This is a genomic window from Actinobaculum suis, from assembly GCF_900102025.1.
Lineage (GTDB): Bacteria > Actinomycetota > Actinomycetes > Actinomycetales > Actinomycetaceae > Actinobaculum > Actinobaculum suis.
In genome coordinates this window covers 13,466-37,781 of record NZ_FNAU01000008.1, presented here as the reverse complement: position 1 = coordinate 37,781, position 24,316 = coordinate 13,466, and the positions used below count along the sequence as shown (strand labels likewise).

Annotated in this window: 21 protein-coding genes and 1 riboswitch; of the genes, 6 read left to right on the top strand and 15 right to left on the bottom strand. The window is 58.4% G+C overall.

Annotated features, from left to right (window positions below; translation table 11 throughout):
• Window positions 1-63: 63 nt before the first annotated feature.
• Entirely contained in the window at window positions 64-1,383 is a 1,320-nt protein-coding gene (locus BLT47_RS05390; protein ID WP_074662520.1) for a C1 family peptidase, read from the bottom strand.
• 308 nt (window positions 1,384-1,691) lie between these two features.
• On the opposite strand from BLT47_RS05390, the gene BLT47_RS05385 reads away from it, so the two are divergent.
• Complete coding sequence (locus tag BLT47_RS05385; RefSeq protein ID WP_143021780.1) at window positions 1,692-2,597, top strand: HNH endonuclease family protein; 906 nt, start codon at window positions 1,692-1,694, stop codon at window positions 2,595-2,597.
• Window positions 2,598-2,760: 163 nt separating this feature from the next.
• Window positions 2,761-2,970 (top strand): hypothetical protein, encoded by a 210-nt coding sequence (locus BLT47_RS05380; protein ID WP_074662517.1) that lies wholly within the window; start codon window positions 2,761-2,763, stop codon window positions 2,968-2,970.
• A 137-nt stretch (window positions 2,971-3,107) separates the two neighbouring features.
• On the opposite strand, the gene BLT47_RS05375 is transcribed toward BLT47_RS05380, so the two are convergent.
• The 8 genes from BLT47_RS05375 to BLT47_RS05345 all read right to left on the bottom strand — a co-directional run bounded on the left by BLT47_RS05375 (window position 3,108) and on the right by BLT47_RS05345 (window position 13,150).
• Window positions 3,108-6,581: an ExeM/NucH family extracellular endonuclease gene (locus BLT47_RS05375; RefSeq protein ID WP_074662514.1), complete on the bottom strand. Its 3,474-nt coding sequence runs from the start codon at window positions 6,579-6,581 to the stop codon at window positions 3,108-3,110.
• A 189-nt stretch (window positions 6,582-6,770) separates the two neighbouring features.
• A complete protein-coding gene (locus tag BLT47_RS09720; protein WP_221884753.1) occupies window positions 6,771-7,016 on the bottom strand; it encodes a hypothetical protein in 246 nt (81 codons plus the stop codon).
• A gap of 82 nt (window positions 7,017-7,098) precedes the next feature.
• The gene (locus BLT47_RS05370) at window positions 7,099-7,602 is read right to left on the bottom strand and encodes a heat shock protein transcriptional repressor HspR (protein ID WP_049620025.1); all 504 of its coding nucleotides are present in this window, start codon (window positions 7,600-7,602) and stop codon (window positions 7,099-7,101) included.
• A gap of 307 nt (window positions 7,603-7,909) precedes the next feature.
• Window positions 7,910-8,929 (bottom strand): DnaJ C-terminal domain-containing protein, encoded by a 1,020-nt coding sequence (locus BLT47_RS05365; RefSeq protein WP_074662654.1) that lies wholly within the window; start codon window positions 8,927-8,929, stop codon window positions 7,910-7,912.
• A gap of 143 nt (window positions 8,930-9,072) precedes the next feature.
• Window positions 9,073-9,888 (bottom strand): nucleotide exchange factor GrpE, encoded by an 816-nt coding sequence (locus tag BLT47_RS05360; RefSeq protein ID WP_256332541.1) that lies wholly within the window; start codon window positions 9,886-9,888, stop codon window positions 9,073-9,075.
• Window positions 9,885-11,756 (bottom strand): molecular chaperone DnaK, encoded by a 1,872-nt coding sequence (gene dnaK / locus BLT47_RS05355; RefSeq protein ID WP_074662511.1) that lies wholly within the window; start codon window positions 11,754-11,756, stop codon window positions 9,885-9,887. The genes BLT47_RS05360 and dnaK overlap by 4 nt, the downstream gene beginning before the upstream one ends.
• Window positions 11,757-12,044: 288 nt before the next feature.
• Window positions 12,045-12,617: a DUF6036 family nucleotidyltransferase gene (locus BLT47_RS05350; protein WP_049620027.1), complete on the bottom strand. Its 573-nt coding sequence runs from the start codon at window positions 12,615-12,617 to the stop codon at window positions 12,045-12,047.
• On the bottom strand, window positions 12,614-13,150 hold the full coding sequence (locus BLT47_RS05345) for a hypothetical protein (RefSeq protein WP_141670134.1): 537 nt from the start codon (window positions 13,148-13,150) through the stop codon (window positions 12,614-12,616). Before BLT47_RS05345 ends, BLT47_RS05350 begins: the two co-directional genes overlap by 4 nt.
• Window positions 13,151-13,367: 217 nt before the next feature.
• Between BLT47_RS05345 and BLT47_RS05340 the strand changes: the two genes are divergently transcribed.
• Complete coding sequence (locus BLT47_RS05340) at window positions 13,368-14,303, top strand: ROK family glucokinase (protein ID WP_074662505.1); 936 nt, start codon at window positions 13,368-13,370, stop codon at window positions 14,301-14,303.
• Here the strand turns inward: BLT47_RS05340 and BLT47_RS05335 are convergent.
• The gene (locus BLT47_RS05335; RefSeq protein ID WP_074662502.1) at window positions 14,300-15,655 is read right to left on the bottom strand and encodes an MFS transporter; all 1,356 of its coding nucleotides are present in this window, start codon (window positions 15,653-15,655) and stop codon (window positions 14,300-14,302) included. The genes BLT47_RS05340 and BLT47_RS05335 overlap by 4 nt on opposite strands.
• Here BLT47_RS05335 and BLT47_RS05330 point away from each other — a divergent pair.
• The 3 genes from BLT47_RS05330 (at window position 15,654) to BLT47_RS05320 (ending at window position 18,595) form a co-directional block, all read left to right on the top strand.
• Window positions 15,654-16,145, top strand: a complete 492-nt coding sequence (locus tag BLT47_RS05330; RefSeq protein WP_049620031.1) for a general stress protein — start codon at window positions 15,654-15,656, stop codon at window positions 16,143-16,145. The genes BLT47_RS05335 and BLT47_RS05330 overlap by 2 nt on opposite strands.
• Before the next feature lie 194 nt (window positions 16,146-16,339).
• A complete protein-coding gene (locus BLT47_RS05325; RefSeq protein WP_074662499.1) occupies window positions 16,340-17,662 on the top strand; it encodes a DUF4921 family protein in 1,323 nt (440 codons plus the stop codon).
• 9 nt (window positions 17,663-17,671) lie between these two features.
• On the top strand, window positions 17,672-18,595 hold the full coding sequence (locus BLT47_RS05320; RefSeq protein ID WP_074662497.1) for an aldo/keto reductase: 924 nt from the start codon (window positions 17,672-17,674) through the stop codon (window positions 18,593-18,595).
• A gap of 72 nt (window positions 18,596-18,667) precedes the next feature.
• On the opposite strand, the gene BLT47_RS05315 is transcribed toward BLT47_RS05320, so the two are convergent.
• The 5 genes from BLT47_RS05315 to BLT47_RS05295 all read right to left on the bottom strand — a co-directional run bounded on the left by BLT47_RS05315 (window position 18,668) and on the right by BLT47_RS05295 (window position 24,236).
• A complete protein-coding gene (locus BLT47_RS05315; RefSeq protein ID WP_143021779.1) occupies window positions 18,668-19,561 on the bottom strand; it encodes a GNAT family N-acetyltransferase in 894 nt (297 codons plus the stop codon).
• A gap of 5 nt (window positions 19,562-19,566) precedes the next feature.
• A complete protein-coding gene (locus BLT47_RS05310; RefSeq protein ID WP_074662492.1) occupies window positions 19,567-20,223 on the bottom strand; it encodes an ABC transporter ATP-binding protein in 657 nt (218 codons plus the stop codon).
• Window positions 20,216-22,309, bottom strand: coding sequence for an ABC transporter permease (locus BLT47_RS05305; RefSeq protein WP_074662489.1), 2,094 nt, complete (start codon window positions 22,307-22,309; stop codon window positions 20,216-20,218). Before BLT47_RS05305 ends, BLT47_RS05310 begins: the two co-directional genes overlap by 8 nt.
• The gene (locus BLT47_RS05300) at window positions 22,306-23,478 is read right to left on the bottom strand and encodes a thiamine ABC transporter substrate-binding protein (protein WP_256332540.1); all 1,173 of its coding nucleotides are present in this window, start codon (window positions 23,476-23,478) and stop codon (window positions 22,306-22,308) included. Before BLT47_RS05300 ends, BLT47_RS05305 begins: the two co-directional genes overlap by 4 nt.
• A gap of 348 nt (window positions 23,479-23,826) precedes the next feature.
• A riboswitch (TPP riboswitch) is annotated at window positions 23,827-23,933 on the bottom strand.
• Window positions 23,934-23,981: 48 nt separating this feature from the next.
• Window positions 23,982-24,236 carry a DUF4235 domain-containing protein gene (locus BLT47_RS05295; RefSeq protein WP_074662486.1) on the bottom strand — a complete coding sequence of 85 codons (255 nt, stop codon included), beginning with the start codon at window positions 24,234-24,236 and terminating at the stop codon, window positions 23,982-23,984.
• Between the last annotated feature and the right edge of the window lie 80 nt (window positions 24,237-24,316).

Sequence of the window (24,316 nt, the reverse complement as noted above, 5' to 3'; positions counted from 1 at the left end):
CACCCGCTTACCCCGCGGGTACCGATTCATCCGCTAACCGCGCGGGTACCGATGCGGTGGGTCTTAGCCGCGGGCGAGCGAACCCATCGGATCCCAAGCGGGAAGTACGGCAGGTTCGGTTTCCAGTACGGGCAAGTATTCTTCGGGCAGGCGGGAAGCTGGCACCGCGATTTCGAATACGTGCTGGTCGAACCAGGAATCATTCATGGTCCAGAAACCCTTATCGCCCATTCCTTCGCCCCACGAGTTTTCGATCCGCCAGCGGCGCGGCTGGCCATCCACCAGATCCACCCCGGTGAAGACCATGGCGTGGGTCATCATAGATTCGCCGAAGCGAAGCTCATCCGCCTTCGACATCTCCAGGTCGATCCCGTAGGTGCCTTCGTAGTCGTAGAGCTGACCGTCCCAAATACCGCGGTCGCGGTCTGCCTGCTTGGTGGTATCGCAGCCCATCCATACCGGGCGGCCATCTTGCAGTTCGGCAATAACCGCCTGGCGGATCACTGCAATCGGCACATTCAAGTAGGTGACGGGCTTGGCGCCCACCACATTGCCGAGCCGGTCTACCGTGTAGAGCTTGCCGTATGCATTGCGCGGATCATTTACCACGCACACGTATTCGCCCAGATTCGGCGCGTACTTACGCGCAAATTCTTGGGGCGTGAACTCGCCTTCGCGGTGGAACTCGCCGTCTTTATCTTCCCACTGCCAAAGGAACTTCTGCGGCGGGGTGCCCAAATGAATAGCAAGCACCCGGTAGACCTGTTCCATCGTGGTGGCCCGGATTTCTTCGCGCTCCCCCGCCGGCGCGTTACGAATATCGCGCGCCGCGCGCCGCAGCAACATTTCCAGGGTGCGATTCATCGCGCCGGTATTGGAGGAAGATTCGGTTTCCGGCATCGCATACTTGGGAACCACGCCGTACTTTTCCACCAAAGCCACGAACATATTCCACTGGCCACCATCACCAATCGGATCCGAAAGCAGGAAGTGAACCGTGCGATCATCGCGTTCCGAAGTGGAATCGGCCAGCTCAATCATAGAATTGAGGAAATAGTTGGCCTTTTCGAGCTTGTCATAAAAATGTTGGTAGTTCTGGGAGAACTCAAAATTCTTCAGCCCGGTTTCGGCATACACTGCGTCCTTAAAAGAATTTAGCCCGGAAAACAGCCAGCACCGCCCCGATTTCTTCTGATTCGTAACCGGCCACTTATCTACCTTGACGGACATCGAAGGATCGATCGAGTTAATGACCTCACGATCCTCCGCTACCTTTGCGATCGGCGTTTGGGTGACCGCGTTCTGAACGATCCGTGCCCGCGCGTCTGCCGCGAACTTTTCTGCGTATTCGGCAATCTTTTCCGAGTTGAGGGCCTGCGCCATTCTCTCCCTTTCCACTGTTCGCATCCGCTATTCGCATCCGCTGAGCGCATGTTCGTGCGCCTAGCCGTGCGGCCGCGATTTCCGCCGGAAACCAGCCGCCTCGCTCATGCCAATAAACACCAAGTCTAGACCTCTGCCACCCGCGGCGGCAGGTTTTCTGCACCGCAACTTTAGGGCTTCGAAAGGAGGTGCGGTAGCGGGAAGCGCGCGGCGAGTAGCGCGGATTCCACCGCCGGTAGCGCGCGGCAAGCACTGTGCGGTAGGCGGTGTTTAGTGGCGCCGACGCCGCAGCGCGCTATCCTGGGGCAATGGCACAATCTTTCCGACCCAGCCACCATGACTCTCACCAGAACCGCGCCCGCAGGGAGAAACTGCAACGCACGCTGAACGGCGTCGGCAATTCTTCCCGGCCTGGCGAAGGGGGACCAAAAACTGGGAAACGGCGGGCTCCGAGCCGGCGTAAACAGGAACGCATGCGGAAAACGAATCGCTTTATCATGCTTTTGATCGTGCTATTCGTGTTCGGCGCGCTCGTTGTGGATTCGTTTTCCTGGGGCAAGGCCGGGCAAGAGGCGCAACAGCCCACCGATTTTATTTCCCAACCAGTAGCCGGCGGAGACGCACTCACCGCGGCACGCAATCTGCCCGCCGCCACGGCAGCTAACACGGATACGCAGGGCAAAGACTATGACCGCGCCGAATTTGGTTTGGGGCACGGCTGGCCGGATACGGACGGTGACGGTTGCAATGAACGCAACGAGATTTTGGGCCAGCAGTTGCAGAACCCGAAATATTGGAAAGGGAAGAATACGCCACCGCATTGCGTGGTGGGAACCGGAACGCTCAACGACCCGTATTCGGGCAAAAAGATTCATTTCAACCGAGAAAAGAATCCAAACTCGGTGCAAATCGATCACGTGGTGGCACTGTACGACGCCTGGGAGAAAGGCGCGGCCCAGTGGGTTCCCGCGAAACGCTTCGCCCTGGCCACAGATCCGCTAAATCTGCTCGCGGTTTCCGGGCATGAAAATGAATCGAAAGGCCACTCGGATGCCGCTTCCTGGCTACCGCCAAACACCGCTTTCCATTGTGAATACGTCTCCCGGCAAGTAGCTGTGAAACAAAAATACGAGATTGCGGTAACTGCAGAAGAACGCGCGGCCATGGTCGAGGTACTAGAGACCTGCCCCGGCCAGGAGCTTCCCCGCACCTAAACCGCGCTTCTGCGGGCGAATAAACATCATCAGCAACAGCCCACCGAACATGGAAAAGCGCACCAACGCACGCTAATCAAATTGGCCCAGAATCTTCATTACCAGCTTCACAGCGCGGGTATAAGATAGATTCGCAATCAGGCGTTAGGTCAAAGGAGACGACATGTACTTGCTACATGAACTGACCGCCTTCGCTATCGTCTTGGGCTATGTTTCCCTGAAGGTGGCCCGGCCAGGAGTCTCATATTTTGACACCGCCATGCTGTTCACCAGTCTCTTAGGCGGAATTAACCTCTACTGGTGTGGAGAATTAATCATCCGCAATCGCGCTTCTAGAAGGCGTCAGAACCAAGAGGCCGCTAATACTGCGTAGCCAGGCGAGGCGGGGAGATGTAGCCAGGCGGGGAGATATTGCCTAAGAGCAATATCTCCCCGCCTCGGTTGCATGTGCCATAGCAACTGGCATTTAGCTACCTCCGAGCAGGCCGCCAGCCTTAGCTCGAACTTCAGCTAGCGCCGGTCTACCGCCGGGGTTTCCGTACCGTTGCCGTCCCAATCGCCCAAATAGGCAATATCGCCACTGTTACCGTAGGAGTATTCGCCTTCCGCAACCCCCGTGCGCAAAGCATTGCGCAGATAGAAGGTATTGCCGCGCTTCACCGCGATGCCGGCCGCGCCGTCGCCGTCGAAATCACCTACCAGGTAAGTATCGCCCGGTGTACCGTACGCAAATTCGATACGGCCCCGCGTATCGCTCAGCTGGTCCTGCACGAAAATCCGACTCCCGCGGATAGCTGCCAATTCGCTGCGGCCATCGCCGTCGAAATCGCCAGCCAGGAGGGTATCTTCCGCATGGCCATAATTGACCTGGCCTTCCGCCACTCCGGAAGTCAGGGAGTTGCGGTACAACACTTGGTTACCCCGCACGACGGCGAGGCCATCCTTGCCGTCTCCATCCCAATCTCCCACGATCACGCGGTCCCCGGGCACACCGTAAGCAAATTCGAACTGGGCAATCCCGTTACGCGCATTCGTACCTAGGAACAAATTACCCCGGCGCACCATCGGCGTATCTATACCGTCACCATCCCAATCGCCGAAAAAGACTTCATCTGCCGGATTCCCGTAATTGAAGGTGTAATCGGCTGCCGGCTTACCCCAAGTATTCACATACAGGAAACCGGAGGGATCCTGCGATGGCAACGGAGCCGATGCCGGAGTGGTTGGCTTCGGTTCTACCGGAGCCGTAGGTTCCGGCGTTACCGGCGCAGTCGGTTCCGGGGTGGGGGTGGTCGGCTGCGGCTCGGGAGTAGTCGGCTGCGGTTCCGGCGTTGTTTCCTTAGGCTCAGGCGTTACCGGCGCAGTCGGTTCCGGCGTTACCGGCGCAGTAGTCTCCGGCGCCACCGGCGTCGTCGGCTTGGGGGCCGGCATCGTCGGCTGCGGCTCGGGAGCGGCGTCGAACACCTTGATCCCGAACTTGAAGGGATCGTGATCAGAAGCCCGGTACGGGGTTAGCGGATCCCACAGGTCCTTGACGTTGTAGTTGTAGCGCGAATACTCGAGCGCAATCGATTCCGGAGCGTTAATATTCCAGGCCGTTGCTCCCTCCACGAGCTTGGCCCCTTCCGGGTTAGCGAGCACGTGGTCCAGCGAACCGACCCTGCCCGAGAACTGATACGTGAAGTGGCCTGGCGCCTTGTCGATACCGATATCCGAATACCCGGAATCGGTGAATACCCGGATCGGGTCTTCTTGCGAATAGGAATTGAAATCGCCCAGCAAGAATACCGGGGTATCCGCGAACTCGCTCTCCACCCACCGGTACAAAGCCTGCGCCTGCGCGGTGCGGAGCTTATTATTATTGCCCTGGTATTCGTCCGTATCATCCTTGTGGCCGGCGGCCAAAGACCCCTTGGACTTGAAGTGGTTCGTGATCGCCACAAACTGTTTGCCGGCCGGGTTGCCTGCCTCATCCAAAGCTTGCCACTTTTGGGCTAGCGGCTGGCGGGCAGTACCCCGATAAATATCGTCATCGAGAATCTGCGAATCACCAATCGGCGTCACCTTCGCCTTCTGATAGATAAAGGCCAAACGGATTACGTCTTCTCCCTGCGGGAGCTGTGCCGGCGATTTCACATACGCCCACACATCCTTGCCCGCATATTCATTCAGTGCTCCCACCAAATGGGCCAAAGCTTCATCCCGGCGGGAATTATCACCCGTCACCCGCGCAGTGTTCTCAATTTCTTGCAAACCCACCACGCTCGCATCGAGCGCGGAAATTGCCTGCACAATCTTAGTTTCCTGGCGTTCGAAAGCGGCTTTCGAAAAAGCGCCCCGCACCTTGCACCGGTTCGCGCTGCCGGTGGTTTTACCTTCCCGATCCGTGTAACCGCGGCAACCTTGTTGGTCTTCACCTAGCGAGGTGAAGTAGTTGAGCACGTTGAAAGCAGCAATAGAAACATCGCCGCCCACCTCTGCGGGCGTAGCCGTCCGCGTATTCTCAAACTTCACTACTTCTTGGCTACGGTCCGTACCATCTTTCAAGGTGACCGGGAAACGCGGCTGCAACTTCCATGCACTATTGCGGTAATCCAAAATCGTGGGGCCTTGCATTTCTGCAGGCGCACCCACCCGCACCGGATCGGTAGTCGAAACATACGGGAGCGGCACATTTGGATCCGAATTGCGGCCGAGGAAAGCTTGCGAGCGCCCATCGTCCAAACGGATCTGGTTCTTTTCATTCGCGGCTGCCAATTCCGCGATTTCTACCGGGTGCGTGGAAGGATTATATTTCTCCGAAGGCTGCCACAACGGTTCTTCCCCGCAAGCCAAAGTGATCTCGCCATACCGGTTCGTGGAATAGTTATCCGTAACGGTAAGCGGGCCGCTCACGCTGACCAACATGCCCTCATACGGTTCCATCTGTTCCGCAACGGAGCCGCACGGAATCACAGTTTCCTTAACTTGTGCTCCTTCCGGAGCCGCAATCTTCTTATAGTTTTCCACCTTGATTTCGGTGAGCCCGTAGTATTCCGCAACCGTACCGGTTACTTCGACCATATCGCCGGTGGCCACGCCCTGCGCGATTCCCTTGCCGTGCAAGAAAATCCCGTCCGATCGCTCACCATCGTGTTCCACATTCGGAGTTTGAATGTAGACGCCGTTGAACCCACCTTCCGGGTAAGCCGCGGTGACCATTCCCTGCGTGGTAACCACCTGGTCTACTAGCGGCGAGGTATCACCCGGGCCCTGGATATCCCGAATCGGCACAATCGTAGGTGTTTCTGGTGCGGTGGTTTCCTCGCCACCGGGCGCTTCTCCAGTAGCTGCGTCTTCGCCGTTAGCCTGATTTGCCTTTCCGGGAGTGGCCGGTAAGGCGCTGATATCGGCGGAGTTATCGTCGGTGTCTTTTCCGTTTGTGCGCGAATAAGAGTTGGCATCGCGTTGTGCCCTGCTCAGCGCCGCGGCGGGTGCCTTTTCGTAAACCACACCGGTGCCCCAACCAACGGCGTCGACCACCTGCGCGTTACCCGCCACATCTCCCTGCGTGGGAACTTGCGCGATGGTATCGCTGGGGGCCAGCACTACCGTGCCGCCACCTGCCGCCAAATTGAACGACGCCGTTGCGTCTTCCGGCACCGCTTCACCCGCACCCGGATTATTAGCGCCGGCAGTTATCACATAAAAACCACCGGCCGGAATCTTCCCGGCCAAAGCCAGCGATTCTTGCGGCCGGCCCTTAGCAGTGGTGTAACCGAGAGAAAGACCGGTGAGGTCAACCTCAGATGCGGTGGGATTATAAAGCTCTACGTATTTCTTGTTATAGGCGGACCCTTGGGAACCACCTCGGGTATACACCTCGTTAATTACTAGCCCTTGGCCATCGAGTGAGGCGATGGCGGGAGGCGTAGAAACGAGTGGTGAAACCGCGACGGCGGCAGCGGCGATCCACGCGGCTACCGCAGTTGCTATTTTCTTCACTACTTGTGCCTTTCACTTCTCACAACTCTGGGGGAAGACCGCAACACCCGCAATCCCTACGAAAGCTGGCATCGTGCTTCGAAACTGCGCAGCATCTTTCCAACTGCACAGAGTTCTTCGAACCGGGCATTGCGCTCCTCACACTACTCCTCTCGCGCCCCGCAAAACCCGTTAACCCGGTCCTTCAAATTAATTGCCTTGCGATAGTTTCGCACCCCGTAGCAGATAGCAACATAGACGAATAAAGATTTCCCAAACAGAAAATGAACGCAAACTTGCGGGCCGGCATTTTAGGCCCGTGCCCAGTATTGGCGGGCACGGGCCATTTTTTACTGCTATGTGCACGCGGCTGGATACGCCGCGCTTATTTTGGATAGCGCCGAGGTGAGTTTTAGTCGTGAAAGGCGAGACCGGGAGCGGTTCGGCGATCTGCAAGTTTTGCAGCTCTTATGGCACCGCAAGCTTTATAACACCGCAAGCCTTTACGGCATAACGAGCTTTATAGCCTCGCAAGCCCTTACTGCATTACATAAGGTACGAGGGCCTTGGTGGATTGGTTGGGCCCGGCCGCTTCGATTTGGGCGAGCGTGCGTAGCTGTGCTTCGGTAGCCATGGCTCGCAGGTAAGCGCGCAGCTGTTCGGGCGAAGGAGCCTGGATGGTGGAACCATCCGAGCCGGTAGCAAAAACCCGCCGTTCGCGCGCCTTACGAGCATCAAGTTCTGCTTGCAGGCGCGCGGCCCGGTTGTGAGCCCGCGTCAGTTTTTCTTCGAGCTTCCGGATCTCTTCTCTAAGTTCTAAAATCTGGGAAATACCGGCCAGGTTGATGCCCTCTTCTTGTGACATCCGCTGTACTTCCTGCAGTTTTTCTACGTCTGCTAGTGAATAGCGCCGGCCTCCACCTTTGGTACGCCGTGCCACTACTATTCCCAGGCGGTCGTATTGCCGCAGTGTTTGCGCGTGCATGCCGGCCAGTTCTGCGGCAACCGAGACCGTCAAAAGTGCTGAATCGCGCCCCGCCATTTCTCCCCTCCCACGCTATTCTTGCAGTACTATTTCTGCACTATTTTTACAAAGTTCTGTACGTGTAAAACTAAGTCTTGTACGTGTAAAACTCTTGCGAAGCCCCGCTAAGCCCCGCTAAGCTCTAAGCTCCGCTAAGCCCTATACGTATAAACTTTTCGGGGGCGGATATTATTCCGCTCCACATATTTCACATATTCCGCATATTCCACATATTGGTGACTGGTGGGGCAGCACGCCACGCACACTACCCCACCAGAATCGTTTCCCGAAGTTTCGCGCCAATATTACATTTTGGCGAGCTGCATTACATTTCGGCGAGCTGCGCGAAATCGGCACGGGGATCGGCACCTGCGGTGGCCTGCGCGAAATCTTCGACGGCACGTGCCGCTTCGGCAGACATCTTCTTCGGTACCACGACCTTTATACGCACGTACATATTGCCGTTGCCGATACCGTTTTTCTTCTTCAGCCCTTTGCCGCGCACCCGCAACACTTTGTCGGTAGAAGAACCGGCCGGGATTTTCACCCGTACCTGCTTACCTTCGAGCGTGGGCACGGTAACCGTTGCCCCCAGGGCAGCTTCGGAGAAGGAGACCGGCAAGTTGACGTAAACGTCATCGCCGTCAACTTCGTACACCGGGTGGGGTTCCACGTGAATCTTCACGAGGATATCCCCGTTCGGCCCGCCATTAGTACCCGGCCCGCCCTTCCCGGGGATGCGAATGGTCTGCCCATCGCTCACTCCGGCCGGTACGCGCGCGGTCACCGATTTACCCTGGCGGGTATTTATTTTCACGGTAGCGCCCGCAACGGCTTGCCGCAAAGGCAAAGAAATCTCCGCTTGGAAATCTTGGCCGCGAGTGGCCCGCCGCTGGGAACCAAAGCCCCCAAAACCGCCGGTACTGCCCCCGAAAAGCCCGGAGAATGGGTCGGAGAAGCCGCCGTCGCCAGAACGATAAGTCCAGCTGTGCGTATTGCCGCTCCCGCCAGCCCCAGGTGTACCAAACATGGCGGAGAAGAGATCTTCGAAGCTTCCGGCATCCCCCGCCGAACCGCTCCCGCCAGCCCGGAACCGCGCGCCACCGCCCCCGAGGGCGCGAATAGCATCGTATTGTTTGCGTTCTTCGGGATTAGAGAGAACCTGGTAGGCTTCGCCGATCTTCTTGAATTTTTCTTCCGCTTCCTTCGAACCGGAATTCCGATCCGGGTGCCATTTGCGGGAAAGCTTGCGGTAGGCCTTCTTAATATCGTCTTGAGACGCGTCTTTGCTAACACCTAGTTCCGCGTAAAAATCCTTCTCTAACCAGTCTTGACTTGCCGCCACGCCTCTCACCTCCCTCGCTTACTATGCGTGTTTATTTTCCTCTGCGGGGGCGAACCAGCACCTGCCAGCTCGCCCCCTTTCCCTTCTGTTCTCGTTTCGATTACCACTACTCTCTCTCGTGCCGGTACAGCCCCGGCGCCGCACTATTCGGGAGAGACGACGCCGACGCGGGCCGGGCGGATTACCCGCTCGCCAATCTTGTAGCCGGGCTGGATGAGAGTTTTGATCTGTTCGGTTTCTACTTCGGCCGAGGTCTCATGCATGAGGGCCTCGTGCAGTTCCGGATCGAAGGGATCGCCAACTGCCCCGTACCGGCTCACGTCGAAATTCGTGAACAGGGTTTGTTCCAGTTTTTCGGCAATGAGGCTGGTAGCCCCGCCGTCCAGATCATTGTGGTCACGAGCTAATTGCACATCATCAAGCACGGGCAAAAGCGCTTCGAGTACCTTTTGCACGCCGCTTTCGCGGTGGCGTTGGAATTCGGCCTTTGACCGCTTCACGTAGTTGTTGTACTCCGCCTCCGTGTTATACAGGGAAGCCTGCGCGCGCTTGAGCTGATCCTCCAGTTGAGCGATGGTATCCATCGCACCCTGCAAAGGATCATCCGCCAAGCCCTCTTCCGCCGCGGAATCATCCTCCGCGCCAGAACCGGCATCCGTGGCAGAACCTGCATCCGCGTCAGAACCTGCATTCGCGGTGCTCGCGCCAGCTGCACCAGCTGTACCAGCTACGCCGTCCGCGCCGGCGGTACCGGACGTGCCAGCGGCACCAGCCTCAGCAGTATTGCCAGCTTCGGCCGGCGCGCCGCTTTCTGTGGATGCGGCCGCCGCCTCGGCGCCGCCAGCTTGGGGCGCAGGAGCCGAATTAGCGGAGGTATCAGCCACATGAGTACCCGAATCCGCGCCGGCGGGCACCTCTTCCGGGCCCTCGTCGTGTTGATTCAGATTCTCTTGTGTCACTTATTGCCTCCCTCGTCATCCACAACTTCGGCGTCTACTACGTCGTCGTCGCCCCCGGAAGTCTTCGTGCTTCCGGCAGTGGAGCTGCTATCACCCTGCTGGGCCTGTTCGGCTTGCTGGGCCTGGTAGATTTCCTGGCCGATCTTCTGCGCCTTCTCATTCAGTTCGGTAAGAGCACTACGCACGGCCTCAACATCTGTACCCTTGAGCGCTTCGGTTACCTTATCGGCCGCTGCCTGCACTTCCGTTACCGTGGCATCGGAAAGCTTATCCTTGTTATCCTTGATGAGGTTTTGGATGGAGTAGACGGCCTGTTCGGCTTCGTTCCGGGTATCGGCCTCTTCCTTTGCCTTCCGATCGTCTTCGGCGTGCGCTTCGGCGTCCTTGACCATGCGATCAATTTCTTCATCCGAAAGGCGCGAACCACCCGAGATCGTCATCGACTGTTCCTTACCGGTACCCTTATCGCGCGCCGAAACATGCACGATGCCGTTGGCGTCGATATCGAAGGTCACTTCGATTTGCGGAACTCCGCGCGGGGCCGGGGCAATACCCGTCAGATCAAAGGTGCCGAGCGGCTTGTTATCCCGCGTGAACTCACGTTCACCCTGGAACACCTGAATGGAAACCGAAGGCTGGTTATCTTCCGCGGTAGAGAAGACTTCCGAATGCTTGGTCGGAATAGCGGTGTTACGCTCGATCAGCTTGGTCATCACGCCGCCCTTGGTTTCAATTCCAAGGGAAAGCGGGGTGACGTCGATGAGGAGCACGTCCTTGCGGTCACCGGTAATCACGCCGGCCTGCAAAGCCGCCCCTACGGACACCACTTCATCCGGGTTCACACCCTTATTCGGTTCCTTACCACCGGTGAGTTCCTTGACCACTTCCGTTACGGCCGGCATACGAGTAGAACCACCCACGAGCACCACATGGTCAATATCGCCCACGGAAATGCCCGCATCGGAAATCACGCGATTGAACGGAGCCTTGGTGCGCTCAAGCAGATCCTTCGTCATTTCTTCGAACTTGGCGCGGGTAAGAGTTTCATCAGCATTCACCGGGCCGGATTCCGTCATCGAAAGATACGGGAGGGTAATCTGCGTGCTGGTTGCCGCCGAAAGCTCAATCTTGGCCTTTTCAGCTGCTTCGCGTAGGCGCTGCATGGCGATCTTGTCACCCGAAACTTCCACGCCGGAGCTGGCCTTGACCTGCTGGACCAGCCAGTCCACGATCCGGTTATCCCAATCGTCACCGCCCAGCTTGTTATCACCGCTGGTGGCCTTCACCTGGATAAAGGAGAAATCGTCTTCATCCTTGCCAACTTCCAGCAGGGACACATCGAAAGTGCCGCCACCCAGATCGAAGACCAGGATGGTTTCATCTTCCTTGCCCTTCTCCAAACCGTAGGCGAGTGCGGCCGCCGTCGGCTCGTTAACGATACGCGTCACGTTCAAACCGGCAATCGTGCCGGCATCCTTCGTGGCCTGGCGTTGGGAATCATTGAAGTAAGCCGGAACCGTAATTACCGCGTCCGTTACTTCCTCACCCAAGTAGGCTTCGGCGTCCTTCTTCAGCTTCTGCAAAACGAAGGCCGAAATCTGCTGCGGGTTGTAATCCTTGCCGTCGATCGTGACTTTCCAGTCCTCACCCATGTGCCGCTTGACGGAAGAAACCGTGCGGTCCACATTCGTTACCGCCTGGCGCTTCGCCACTTCCCCAACCAGTACATCGCCGTTCTTCGAAAAGCCGACGACGGACGGGGTGGTACGCGAACCTTCCGCATTGGCGATAACCGTCGGTTCGCCACCTTCCAGTACGGCTACCACAGAATTGGTGGTACCCAGATCGATTCCTACTGCTCGTGCCATTTTTCCTCACCTTCGCGCCGTAGCGCTCTCGGGGTCAATATCAGTTCATTCCCAAGTTTGGATCATCGACCGAAGTTATGTCCAGCCGACTCCCCTTTTCTTGAGTCCACCTAACTCAACTTTAGGGTGCGGAGTTTTATTCCCGCGAGTTTTTACGTACTTCACCGCATAGCGAAATTTGCCGGCTGGCGGGCTGGCGTCTTTTCAGTAGCAAGTCGGATTTTTCTCGGTGCCTTGCACAGGTCGCGCACGCTCAGCGCTACGTTTCATGACCACATGTAGGTCTTACTAGCCTTGGAGACCATCGCCGTCTGCAGACGTTTCTCCTCGCAACTCCAACGCAAGTTGTGCCACTTCGAGACAAATGTATCGATGTCTTGGCAGCAGGAGTGATGCAGGTTGCGTTCTTTCCAGCAGATTCACGGCCTCTTCAACCGTTGTGTACCCAGCCACGTTAAAAAGCAGCGCTGCATCTCTGTAATCTCGACCTGGGCGACCGGACATTAGCTTCATTGAGAGTAGATACTCTGCAGACGCGACCTGCACAATTAGGTTTTCGAACTCGAATATGGTTTTTGGAGCTGGATCGTTACCGAGCAAAAAGCCTTTTGCCGCATCATTTAGCCAGTCATTTGGCAAACCATGCCGACGAGCTACCACGAGCGCCGCTTGTCGCGTTGCCCCGGTATTTGTAAACAGTGCATCGACGTCGCGAGTCGTTCTTTCCTCGTCATACGCGAGCGCCATAGCCGCACCACCAACCACGAAAATCTGAGCCCTATGCCCGGCACTTTTTAGGACCTCTGCAAGTTCGGAAAACAGGCCAGCGAAATCTTCGCGCGTAAAATCTGGTGTAGTCATACCCGATTGAGATCCCGCAGAGTAATGAAAATATTGCGATGCACGAATTCCTGTGGCGATTCCACTCGAGCTTCCTCATAAGCGTGCGCGCTTAGAGTGTATTCAGGCCGTTCCATCGGAAACCACGGCACATCGAGCGCTTTTTCCTGCTTTGCCCAGCCGGGAGCTTTCCAACCATCTCGCGCGGAAAGGAACTCAGCTAATGACGCTAGCGCGGCTTTGGCAGGAGCAACGTCAGTTTCCGGTTGCTCTCGGAAAACTTCCGCCACATCCCACTGGAATTTAACAGCCATGTTGTAGTAGTCAATGGTTTGTAATACACAGAAACGCCAGACGTCATTCAAGCAACCATCACGGTTGAGAATCTCCTGCGCTGCTGCGGCAGCCCCATATGCCGAAAAATCTTGCCCTGCCGGTTGCTCGGTGACGCGCGCTGCCGAGGGCACAAGTAATTCTTGCGCAGAAGCCTCTTTTGCTTCCGCTTGATTACGTTCGAGCATTTCTTCTACGGAAAGGACCCACGATTGCGCCATACGCGCCACCTCCTCTGCATACATCGTACCGGCTTGTTCGTACGCTTTCCTCTCTTTCCACAGTCTGCTTCATGTAGGTGTGTTTCCACAGAACTCGACTTCGTGCCCCGCCACAAACCCTTTCCCGCAACAAATCCACACACCCGGAAATACACACACCCGGGCCAGCACGCGCCTGCGTAGAGTTCGCCCGGCTTCGTGCAGTAAGATTGTGAGCATGAGTTTGAGCATCGGTGTGGATGTTGGCGGCACGAAGATTGCCGCCGGGCTCGTGGATGAGTCCGGAAGAATTATTGAACGCGTGCGGCGGGAAACTCCGGCGGGAGACCGGGAAGCAATCGCCCAGGCGGTAGCGGCCAGCATCCTGGATTTTGCCGATAGCGGTGCTCAACATGTAGGTATTGGCGCAGCTGGCTATGTATCTGCCGATCGTTCCACAGTTATTTTTGCTCCCAATCTTTCCTGGGTAAATGAACCGCTCGGCCAGGAAGTGGCAGCTATTGCCGGCGTGGATGTGATCGTGGAAAACGACGCAAACGCCGCCGCCTGGGGTGAATACAAGTTCGGAGCCGCAGCCGGCGCTTCTTCCGCCGTCGCCGTCACTATTGGTACCGGTGTGGGAGGCGGAATTATTGCCAACGGAAAACTGGTACGCGGCAACTCCGGTTTTGGCGGAGAAATTGGGCATATGCGGCTGGCCACAGAAGGCCCGATTTGCGGGTGCGGCAAACCGGGCTGCTGGGAAGCTTTCGCTTCCGGTACGGCCCTCACGCGGTATGCCGTGGAACGCACCGCCGCAGACCCGGAAAGCGGAGCAACGATCCTCGCGCACGGCAACGGCAAGGCCACCGGACTGGCAGTAACGGCCGCGGCCCAAGCCGGCGATCCCATGGCGCTCGATATTTTCCGGACCGTCGCGCGCTACACGGCGATAGGCGTAAGCAACCTGATTTCTTTGCTCGATCCGCAGGTCGTGGTGCTAGCGGGCGGCGTTTCCGAAGCCGGTTCCTTGTTGCTTGACCCGGTGCTCGAACAGCTCCCGCAGTACCTGAGCGCCTCCGATCACCGCCCGCCCACCCCGATTCGCCTGGCCACTTTAGGCAACGACGCCGGAATTATCGGCGCCGCCGATCTGGCCCGCCAAGCAGCTTAGCTTTGGATGCGCGTATTTTCTGCGCCGCGTTCGCGTTTATCGCGCCGCCACCGGCGCAGCCAGAGCGGTGCGGCAGAAAGGGTGAGCAGGCCAGAAATTAGGAAGGCCGGGCCGTAGCCGAAAGAGTCGGTGATGGCCCCCGCCACTAGCGGGCCCAAGATTTGGCCCACATCTCCAGCCGCCTGGAAAGCGGCCAGCACATTCGATGCTTCGCGGTCCCCCACCATATCCGCAATCGCCCCTTGCGCATTGGGCTGAATAAAGCCGGAACCAAAGCCGGCACAAACGGCTGTGGCCAACAGCAAAGGCCAGTTCATCCAACCCATCCCCAGGGTGAATGTACCCGCGCATAGCAAACCAAACACCATGCCGGGCGCGCGGCCAAAACGATCCGAGAGCCGGCCCGAAAACAGTAAAGCCACCCCATTACCCGCCGCGAAAGCCGCCAAAACTGCGCCGCTCAACCACGCCGGCCCGGTAGCGAACGACGCCGCGAACAACGGCACCAAAGAATTACGGACCCCCAAATTGGTCCAGGCTTGCACGAACTGCGTGTAACAACAATGCCAGAAAAGCCGGTATTTCATGGCCGCGCGCAAGGTTAAACGCGGGCGGTCAGCGGCGTCGGCACCGGCAACATCGGCCCCAGAACCACCGGCACCAGAACTTTCGGCACTGGCAACACCGGCATCGGCAACGCTGCTCGCAGAACCAGCATCACCTGTATCCTCCGCACCAGCCGGCGCACCACCCGTTACCGCGCCGTGCCGCGTGGCATACCCCACCACAAAGGAGGCGATGAATAGCGCTACCGCATACAAAATGAACGGCGCCCGCATTCCTAGCGGTGCCAGTAAAGCGCCGAGCGCCGGGCCCACGATGCCACCGATCAGGAAGGCCCCGGAATAGGCGGCGGAGGCGCGCCCGCGGCCACCGGCCGGCGCGTACCGGATAATCAAGGCCAATGCCGCTACCGTGAACATTACCGAGCCCAAGCCGCCCAAGCCGCGCAATATCAACAAGGTCGCGTAATTTGGGGCAAATGCGCAGGCCAGTGAGGAAACAGCGACGATAGAAATCCCCGTCATGTAGGCCTTGCGCTCCCCCACCGTAGAACTGACCTTCCCGGAAAGTGGAGCGCCGAGCAGGCGGAAGAAAGCAAATACTGAAACTACTGCATTGGCGGCAAATATGGAAACCCCGAAACTTTGCGCGTAATTTGGCAAAACCGGTGCCACCACGCCGTAACCGACGGCAATGAGGAAAGCTGTGCAGACTAAGACCCAAATTTGACGCGGAAGTTTCACAGCTCCTACCTTACAGATCACCTGATCGCCTACAGTTTTAAACATGAGTCAAAATGTTGGCGGGCGGCGGTACGATCCCGGCGCTGATCATGATTACCGGTCTATCACGGAGGTTTCCAGCTACGCGGAAGCTGAACATATTATCGACACGCTCTCGGATGCGGGCTTCCCTATTCAGAACGCGCGGATCGTGGGCGTAAATCTAGAGTCCGTGGAACAGGTAACCGGGCGGATGACCACTTTGCGCGCGGGCGGTATGGGTGCTTTAAGTGGCGCACTGTGGGGCGCGTTCATCGGCCTGTTCTGGGTGCTGTTTATGCCGCAAGTAGCTGGGCAGGCACTGCTCATGGGCGCCGGTGTGGGCGCAATTTTAGGCGGTATCGTGAACGCGGTGGCGCAGAAACTGCAAGGTGGGCGGCGCGATTTTGCTTCCGTGCGCACTACCCGCGCCAATAGCTACGAGATTCAGATCCGTTCCGCTTTCGTACACCAGGCCTATATGACGCTCGCCCAGGCGGGGATTACTACGTTCTAGAACCGGCGGGGATTACTACGTTCTAGCACGGATGGGGATTACTACGTTCTAGAACCGGCGGGGATTACTACGTTCTAGCACGGATGGGGATTACTACGTTCTAGAACCGGGAAGGAAAAATACTCACCCCTAAACTGAGGAAACTAACAGTACCGCTACCGCGCGTGGCGGTACCTGAGAATGGATGCATACGCATGGTGCAACACTTTGATATCGCCGCTCCTATTTCTAAACTGCCTGATGGCACTATCAAACAACGCAATCCTTTTTCGGGAACCCAAGTGTGGACGGTTCCGGGGCGTGCCGACCGGCCTTTACGGCTCGACGCCGTAGAGTCGGGGCCGCTTAGCGGCGAGCCCGGCAAATATTGCGCTTTTTGCGCGGACCGTGTGCTGGAAACTCCGCCCGAAAAATCGCGGATTGATGCGCAGGGCAATATCACCCGCAATGTGCCGGTAGACGTGCTAGCAGATCCGTGGGAATTCCGCCGCATTCCCAACCTGTTCGAAATCGTGCCCTATTCGTATTGGACGGAAAACTACGGGTACACCATGCCTTCCGCGGCGCGTGAGCACATGGAACGCTACGTGGCTGATCCGGCCGGCCGGGCGCACGTACTTTCCGTACAAAGGCAAAAGGCGCTGGCCTCGAAAATGCCGGAAGAAACCTGGAACGAGCTTTCCGAACGGGAAAAACTAGACCTGGCGGAACCCTTCTTTGGGGGCGGGCATGATCTAATCGTGGCACATGATCACTACCTGCCCGGCGCTACCGACCGTAGCCAACGTTTCAGTTCTGGCACTATGACGCCCGAACAGCACTATGTCTACATGAAGATTACGGCGGATGCGATGGCCCAGTTGTATGCACAAAACCGCTACGTGAAATACGTGCAGGTATTCCAAAACTGGCTAAAACCGGCCGGAGCTTCCTTCGACCACCTGCACAAACAGCTAGTCTCTATCGATTCGCGTTCCGTCAACCAGCAATACGAGGTGCCGCGCATCCGCGAAAACCCGAATATCTTCAACGAATACGGGCCAGACTATGCGGGCTACCAAAACCTGGTAATAGCCGAAAATGAGCATGCCGTGGCCTATGCCGGTTTCGGCCATCGCTACCCCACCTTGGAAGTGTGGTCCCGTTCCGAAGCTCAGCAACCATTCGATCTGAGCGAGGCCGAATTCCGCGATGTTTCCGACCTCGTGCACGCCATGCACGCCGCCACCGGCCCAGACGTACCCACAAACGAGGAGTGGTATGCCAAATCAATCGATATGGACGTGCCAGCCCCTTGGCGCGTGCTCATCAAATGGCGCGTTTCCACCCTGGCCGGCTTCGAAGGCGGAACCAAGATTTACGTGAACACAATCGACCCGTGGTCGCTACGGGACCGGGTGGTGCCGGTGCTGCTCGAACTGCGCGCGGATGGCAAACTCGCGCCCGGTATCTCCATCGCCACCGAATGCACCTGCGAAGTCAATTCTTTGCGATACGCCCGCGGGTATATAGCGTAATATTCACATATGGAACTCACTATTGCGGGGAAGGGAATCTTCCCACTCAATTTAGGTACTAACCCCTTTGGCTGGACGGCTACCGAGCCGGTTGCCTTCGATATTTTGGATGCTTATGTGGAGCGCGGCGGGAACTTTTTGGACACTGCCGATAGCTATCCTTCGTGGTACGACGGCGAAGGCGGCGCCTCCGAAAAGATTATTGGCGATTGGTTCAAGAAATCGGGCAAGCGGGAACAGATCGTGCTGGCCACCAAGGTAGCAGGTAAGCCGAGCCGTAAAGGCCTGGCCCGCGCGAATGTGCAGGCCGCCGTCGAAGAATCTTTGACGCGCTTGGGCACGGATTATATTGACCTGTACTATTTGCACTACGACGATCCGGAAGTGCCCGTAGCCGAGCAAGTGGAAACTTTCGAGAAGCTCGTGGAAGCCGGGAAGATCCGCGCGATTGGGCTTTCGAATTTCACGCCGGAACGGATGCGGGAATGGTTCGAGCTGGCCGATACGAAACCGGTTGCCTTGCAGGTGCAGTATAGCCTTTTGCATCGCGCCGAATTTGAGCAGAGTTTCCTGCCGCTGGCACGCGAATACAATACTGCTACTTTCTCTTATTTCGCTTTAGCTTCCGGGATGCTGACCGGTAAATACCGGAAGGCGGAAGATTTGGACGGGGTGAAGCGGCAAGATATGACTTCCGGTTACGTTTCCGCCGAAGCTTTCCACGTGGTGGATGAGCTTGTGGCGGTTGCGGAAGAGGTTGGGGCGGCTCCCACCACGGTGGGGCTCGCCTGGCAGCTTGCCCGAGGCGTGACGGCGCCGATCGCCTCCGTTTCCAAGGTTTCCCAGCTCGATGCGCTAATGGCGGCGCCGAAGCTGGAACTTAGCGAAGCCCAGTTGGACCGGCTCACCCAGGCCTCCGCGCACTTTGCGTAGAAGATAGTTAGACGCGGGGTGGACCAGCGCGCGCGGGCGCGAGGCGTTTCAACGCGCCTCTACGCCGATCTTTTACGCTTCCACGGCGCGGGCGCAGAAGTTTTTGCGGGCGAGTTTAAATCCGCCGAGTTCGAAGATGCTCCGGGCGTGCGTATTTGTGGAAACCAGTGGGACTGACATAAATCGCACGCCCCGGAAGCTCATAGCAATAGCAATTTGGGCCAGGGCGGCACGTGAATAGCTACGCCCGCGGTAGTCCTGGTACACCACTAGACTCCACACGCGCACGCGCGGCCCGTCCTGTTGTGCCCACATGCCCCCAACATCCCGGCCGTTCACCACGATCGCAAACAGTTCGTGGCCGGGAGTGGAAACGCCGTCGGAAAGTTGGTGGCGTGCCCGCAGCAAAGCTCGTTTTTTAAGTTCCGGATAGGTTTTATCCGGATGTGTGCCCAATTGTTGTTCGGCCAGCTCATCAGAAGTTATTTCGAGGAAATCGCGCAGTTCCCGGCTGGTCATCGTCCGTAGCGTGACGTCTGGCGTGCCGGCGGGAACCACGGCAATGGAAGGTAAAGCGGCGGCCATTTCGATCGAACGGAGCCGGTGCGGGCAGGCGGCAAGTATTGGATCGGCATCCGTGCAACCCGCGAAAGTGGAAATCGTGAATTCTTTCCCGCCGGTAGCTTCCCGCAAAGCTGGTAGCCACGGTTCAGCGGCCTCCACCCGGGCATCGCGCACCGTTAAACGTTTTTGCGAGGAAATCCAAATCCATTGGGAAAGATCCGCATTGACGAAAGTCCTATCGTCGCGCGGTAAGCCGACGCGGAACTCATCCCGTAGTTCAGTGGCGAAAGCCGGCCCTGAAACAGCGTCTAAAAGCCCGGCGCGTTGCCGAATATTCGTGGCGTGTGCGAGGGCGCGCTCAGCCCATTCCGCCACCTCCGCCGGAGTTATTTCTCGGACCATACCCGCTAGTCTACTCTGTCGGGGCTTTGGGCCCATAGCTCGCCGTCACGCATTTGCAGGACGCGGCCCGCGACTGTTTCCGCTTCCTCTTCATTATGTGTTACGTACACCGCCGTGGTGCCCGTGGCGGCCAAACGTTGCCGGATAAAAACCGCGAGTTCCCCGCGCAGTTGCGTATCCAGTGCGGATAGTGGTTCGTCTAAAAGGACGACGCGCGGGGCCGGAGCCAAAGCTCGCGCCAGCGCCACCCGTTGTGCCTGGCCCCCGGAAAGCGTGGTAATAGGCCGCCTCTCGTAACCTTCGAGGCCAATAATGGCCAGCCAGCGAGCTACTTCTTCCCGCACTTGGGCGGCCGGCAAATGTTTTTCAATCCCGTACGCGATATTGCGGCCCACATTCCGGGTGGGGAAAAGCTGGCCGTCTTGGAACACCATGCCCACGCCGCGCTTATGGGTTGGTGTATGAGTAATATCGACGCCGTTGATCCGCGCGCTCCCCGTGGTTTCTTCCAAACCAGCAATTCCGCGTAGCAGCGAAGATTTCCCCGAACCGGAAGCTCCTAGTAAGGCCACGGTTTCCCCAGTTTTTACGGTGAGTTCCACGCCGCGAACAGCCACAAAACCATCCGGATAGCGTACCGAAAAATCCTGTAACTCAAGCATCTTGGCTTTCTCCTTCCCGCAAGTGGTTAGTGTTTGTGCCGGCACACCGCGCGCCGGCTGACTGGGCACTGGCCGGCTGGACACTCGCCGGCTGGGCACTGGCCGGCTTAGCACTCGCCAGCTGGCCACTGCCACGCTGCGCACTGGCCGGCTTGACACTCGCCGGCTTAGCACTCGCCGGCTGGGCACTGCCGAGCCGCGCGCTGGCCGGTTGGGCATTCACCGACTGGGCACCGGCACGCGCAGCAGCGTCTGCTACTACTTTCCGCTTATTGTCCGCGCCAGCGGGCCGGCGAGTGCTGAGGCTTTCGCAAAGGAGCATGAGCCCGCCGCATAGCCCGCCCAGGATTACGGAAGCGGCCATGGCCATTCCGTAGTTGCCGGGCCCGGGCCGATTAATTAGACGTTCGATCAATACCGGCAAGGTTTGGTTGGTGCCGGTGGCCAAAAATGAGCTGGCCCCAAATTCGCCTAGTGCTACCGCGAGGCCAAAGCCGGCGGCAACCCCGAGAGCTGGGAGCGCCATCCGTGCGTCTACCGTCAAAAAACTGCGGACCGGGCCGGCACCAAGGCAAGCCGCAGCTTCCCGCAGGCGCGGATTAATTGCCCGTAACACCGGGAGCATGGCCCGCGTGACCAACGGCAAAGCTACTACCGCTTGTACTGCGGGAACCAAAATCTGGGTATTTTCCACCGCCAAACGCAAGGTCAAAAAAGTGCCAAAACCCAAGGTCACCGCAGAAATCCCGAGCGGCATCAAAGACAGGCCTTCCAGCGCCTGCCACCACCACCGCCCGATCCGCCCGCTCCGCACTTGCGGGCTGTTCTGCCTGTGCTGCCCGCGTTGCCCGCTCCGCGCCGGCGGCGGGTTACTTGCCACCCCACGGGAGAGCACAAAAGCAAGAATGGCGCCGATAATTAAGGCCACCGCCGCCGCCCCGAGCGCCGCCCGCACCGAATTCCACAGCGCTTCAAGCACGCTAATCCCGCCCGCCGCGGCCCGCGCCAAATCCGTGTAATTAGCTAAACTCCAGGCCGGGCCACGCCGCAAAGACGCCAACACCAAGTTAGCGATGGGCACGGCAAGGAGGAATACCAACGCAAATCCGGTAATGGCTATTGCTGGCACATCGGCCCGGCCCGGCCGGCGCAGCGGCCGGCGCCGCAAAGCCAGCGGGGTACGGTTGCGGAAATAGTTCGCTACGGCCACGGCCACTAACACCACCACCAGTTGCAGGGCCGAATAAATGGCCGCGGATTCCAGATCAAGAAAAGTGTTGGTTTGCGTATAAATCTCGGTTTCCAAAGTGCCATAGCCGGGTGTTCCTAAAGTCCGCACCAAGCCGTAGGCGGTGGAACAAAAGAGGAACACCATGGCGCCGGCCGCGGCAATGGCCGGAGCCAGTTCTGGCAAAGTGACGGTGAAAAAGGCGCGGGCCGGGCTGGCACCGAGCGTACGTGCGGCGTCGTTATGAGGAGGCAAAGTTTCCCACAGGGAACCGACGGTGCGTACTACCACCCCAAAATTGAAGAACACCATGGCGGCTACCACTGCCCAGGTGCTTTTGTCTAGGTGGAGGAAGCCGTAGGGGCCGGCCGGGCCGAGGAGGGCGCGGAAGGCCACGCCGACCACGACCGTGGGCAGCACGAAGGGGATCATGCTAAGCGCCCGCCAGAAACGGCGGCCGGGCAGGCGTAACCGGTACAGCACGTACGCGCCAGGAATGCCGAAAAATAGGGAACCGATGGTGCCCGCGGCGGCCATCCACAAGGTTTGGCCAAAGATTTTCCAAGTACGCGGGTTGCTAAGAACGCTCGCCGCGGCCGCGTGGGCGCCGATCCCTTTGCCGAGCATGGCCAGTACCGGCCAGGCGAAAAACACCAGAAGGAAAACGCAGGGGAGCAACGAAATCCCGAATACGCAGGGGCGTGCCCAGCGCGGCCGGCCACTACGCCAGCCACCACCCCGGCCGCCACGCCAGCCACCACCCCGGCCGCTACGCCAGGTGGTTGCGGCGTGGCAAGTATTTTCGGTATCGCGGTAGGCACTTGCACCGGCCTGGTCTGTGCTCGTGCCGGTACTCACCGCCCGGCCACCTCCCGCCAGTCGCGGATTAGTTCGGCGCGGTTTTGCCCGAAGGTTTTCGGGTCGGTTTCGATCGGGTTAGTTACTCGCGGGGCATACTTCTCCCACGCTTCCGGTAGTGGCACATCGGCCACCGGGTACATGTACATATTCGGGGCGATCGCCGCTTGTACGTCCGGGCTCAAAAGGAAATCAATAAAGGCCTGCGCACCGGCCGGATTTTTGGCTCCGCGCAGTACTCCGGCATATTCGGTTTGCCGGATGCAGGTTTGTGGCAGATTCCCGGTGGCACCTTCTTCGGCCGCCGGCGAGCTCGAATAGGAGACGACGAGCGGATATTCCCCACTCCCCTTAGCCGAAAAATCGGCGTTATAAGAATCCGCCCAGCTTTCCTCTACCAGGGTGCCGCCCGCGAACAACTGCTGCCAGTATTCGCGCAAGGCTTCCCGATCCTGGCCGGTATATTCGGCGGTGGCGGCCAAGAAAGCCAAGCCTGGCGAAGACGCCGCCGGGTTGGTGGTAACCAACAGTTTTGCGTACTGCGGCTCAACTAGATCCGCAAAAGTTTCTGGCACTGCCAGATTATTATCGGCAAACCACTTTTTGTCATAGTTCACGCATACTTCCCCATGGTCGATAGGGGTGAGTTTGCCATCCAGTTGCGCCGGGTGCTGGCCGGTAGGCGCGGCACTATCTTGATCCGGCGTAGTGGCGGCGGTATTCGCGGTGCCGGCTGTACCCGCAGTGGCAGCGCTATTCGCAGTGCCGGAGGTATTCGCGATGGTAGCTAATGCCGCGGGCGTATAGGGTTCGAGCACGTTGGCGTCGAGTGCCTGGTAGGCCGTAAACGTATCGATGCCGTACACGGCGTCGGCAACCGGCTTGCCCTCCGCGAGCACAAGCTGGTTGACCACGGTACCAGCATCGCCAGGCGCTGTGAGCACCACGCGGGACCCGCTCTCTTCTTCAAATTTAGAGATCAGTTCTGGCGGTACATTGAAAGAATCGTGCGTCATCACCGTGACGACGCCGGCCTTGCCCCCATTTTTGTTTCCATTCGTGCCAGGCGCGGGAACGTTTTCGGAAGTGGTGGGGTTTTGGCCATTTGTAGTGCTGGCCGTATTTGGGTTCCCACTGCATCCGGCCAGCGCGAGCGTGATAACGCTCAACAGTCCAGCGATTTTGGTTAAGGCGCTGGCTGTAAAGGTACCGGTTGATAAAGTGCTCGTTGTTAAGGTACTGGTTGGTTTACTTGGTTTATGTACGCGACGTACCATTTTCCTCCGTCCTTTCCGGAAAAGGTTGGAGGGCCCCACATTTGCTTGCCGCCTGAAGATGCGCCCGCGTTTTACTTAGACGCCGCCAGGACGCACCTAAGACGCAACTTAGACGCGGCCAGAGCGCGGCCAGAGCGCGGCTAAGCACAGCTCAGAGGCGACTAGACGCAGCTAAGGTGCCGCTTTAGACGCAACCAAAACACGCGACCAAGACGTAGCTAAGGCACGCAACAAATGCGGGGGAGAGAAATCTCGACTCCCTTCGCCGGCATGACCCGGATCAGGTTCGAGGGTCTGCGTTCTTTCGCACTCTCAGCGCCTACCGTGGCGCTCCCCTGTCGTTTCGATGTTTCTCTATTGTAGCCCGCCTGATGAGAGGCGCAAGAGCTGGCTATTTAGGCTTGGGCGCGATCCAGTACCGGGCCGTACCACTGGGCAGCCTTGCGCTGGCATAGTTGCGAAACCAAGGTAGCAACGCCCGCGGAGACCACGGCGAAAGCAACCGCTTCGACGATCGGCACTTCAATATCGTCAGACTTGGGCGATTCCTTGCCGAACGTGGCCTTCCAGGCCACGTCCACTACGCGGTTTGCTACAGCTCCGGCCACAAGGCCCACTCCGGCGCTTACAACTTTCCATCCGATATCCACGTTTACTCCTACCCTCACGTACCTGTATGCGCATGTGACGGCGGGCCACATCAGCCCCGCGCGACACACACACCGTTCAG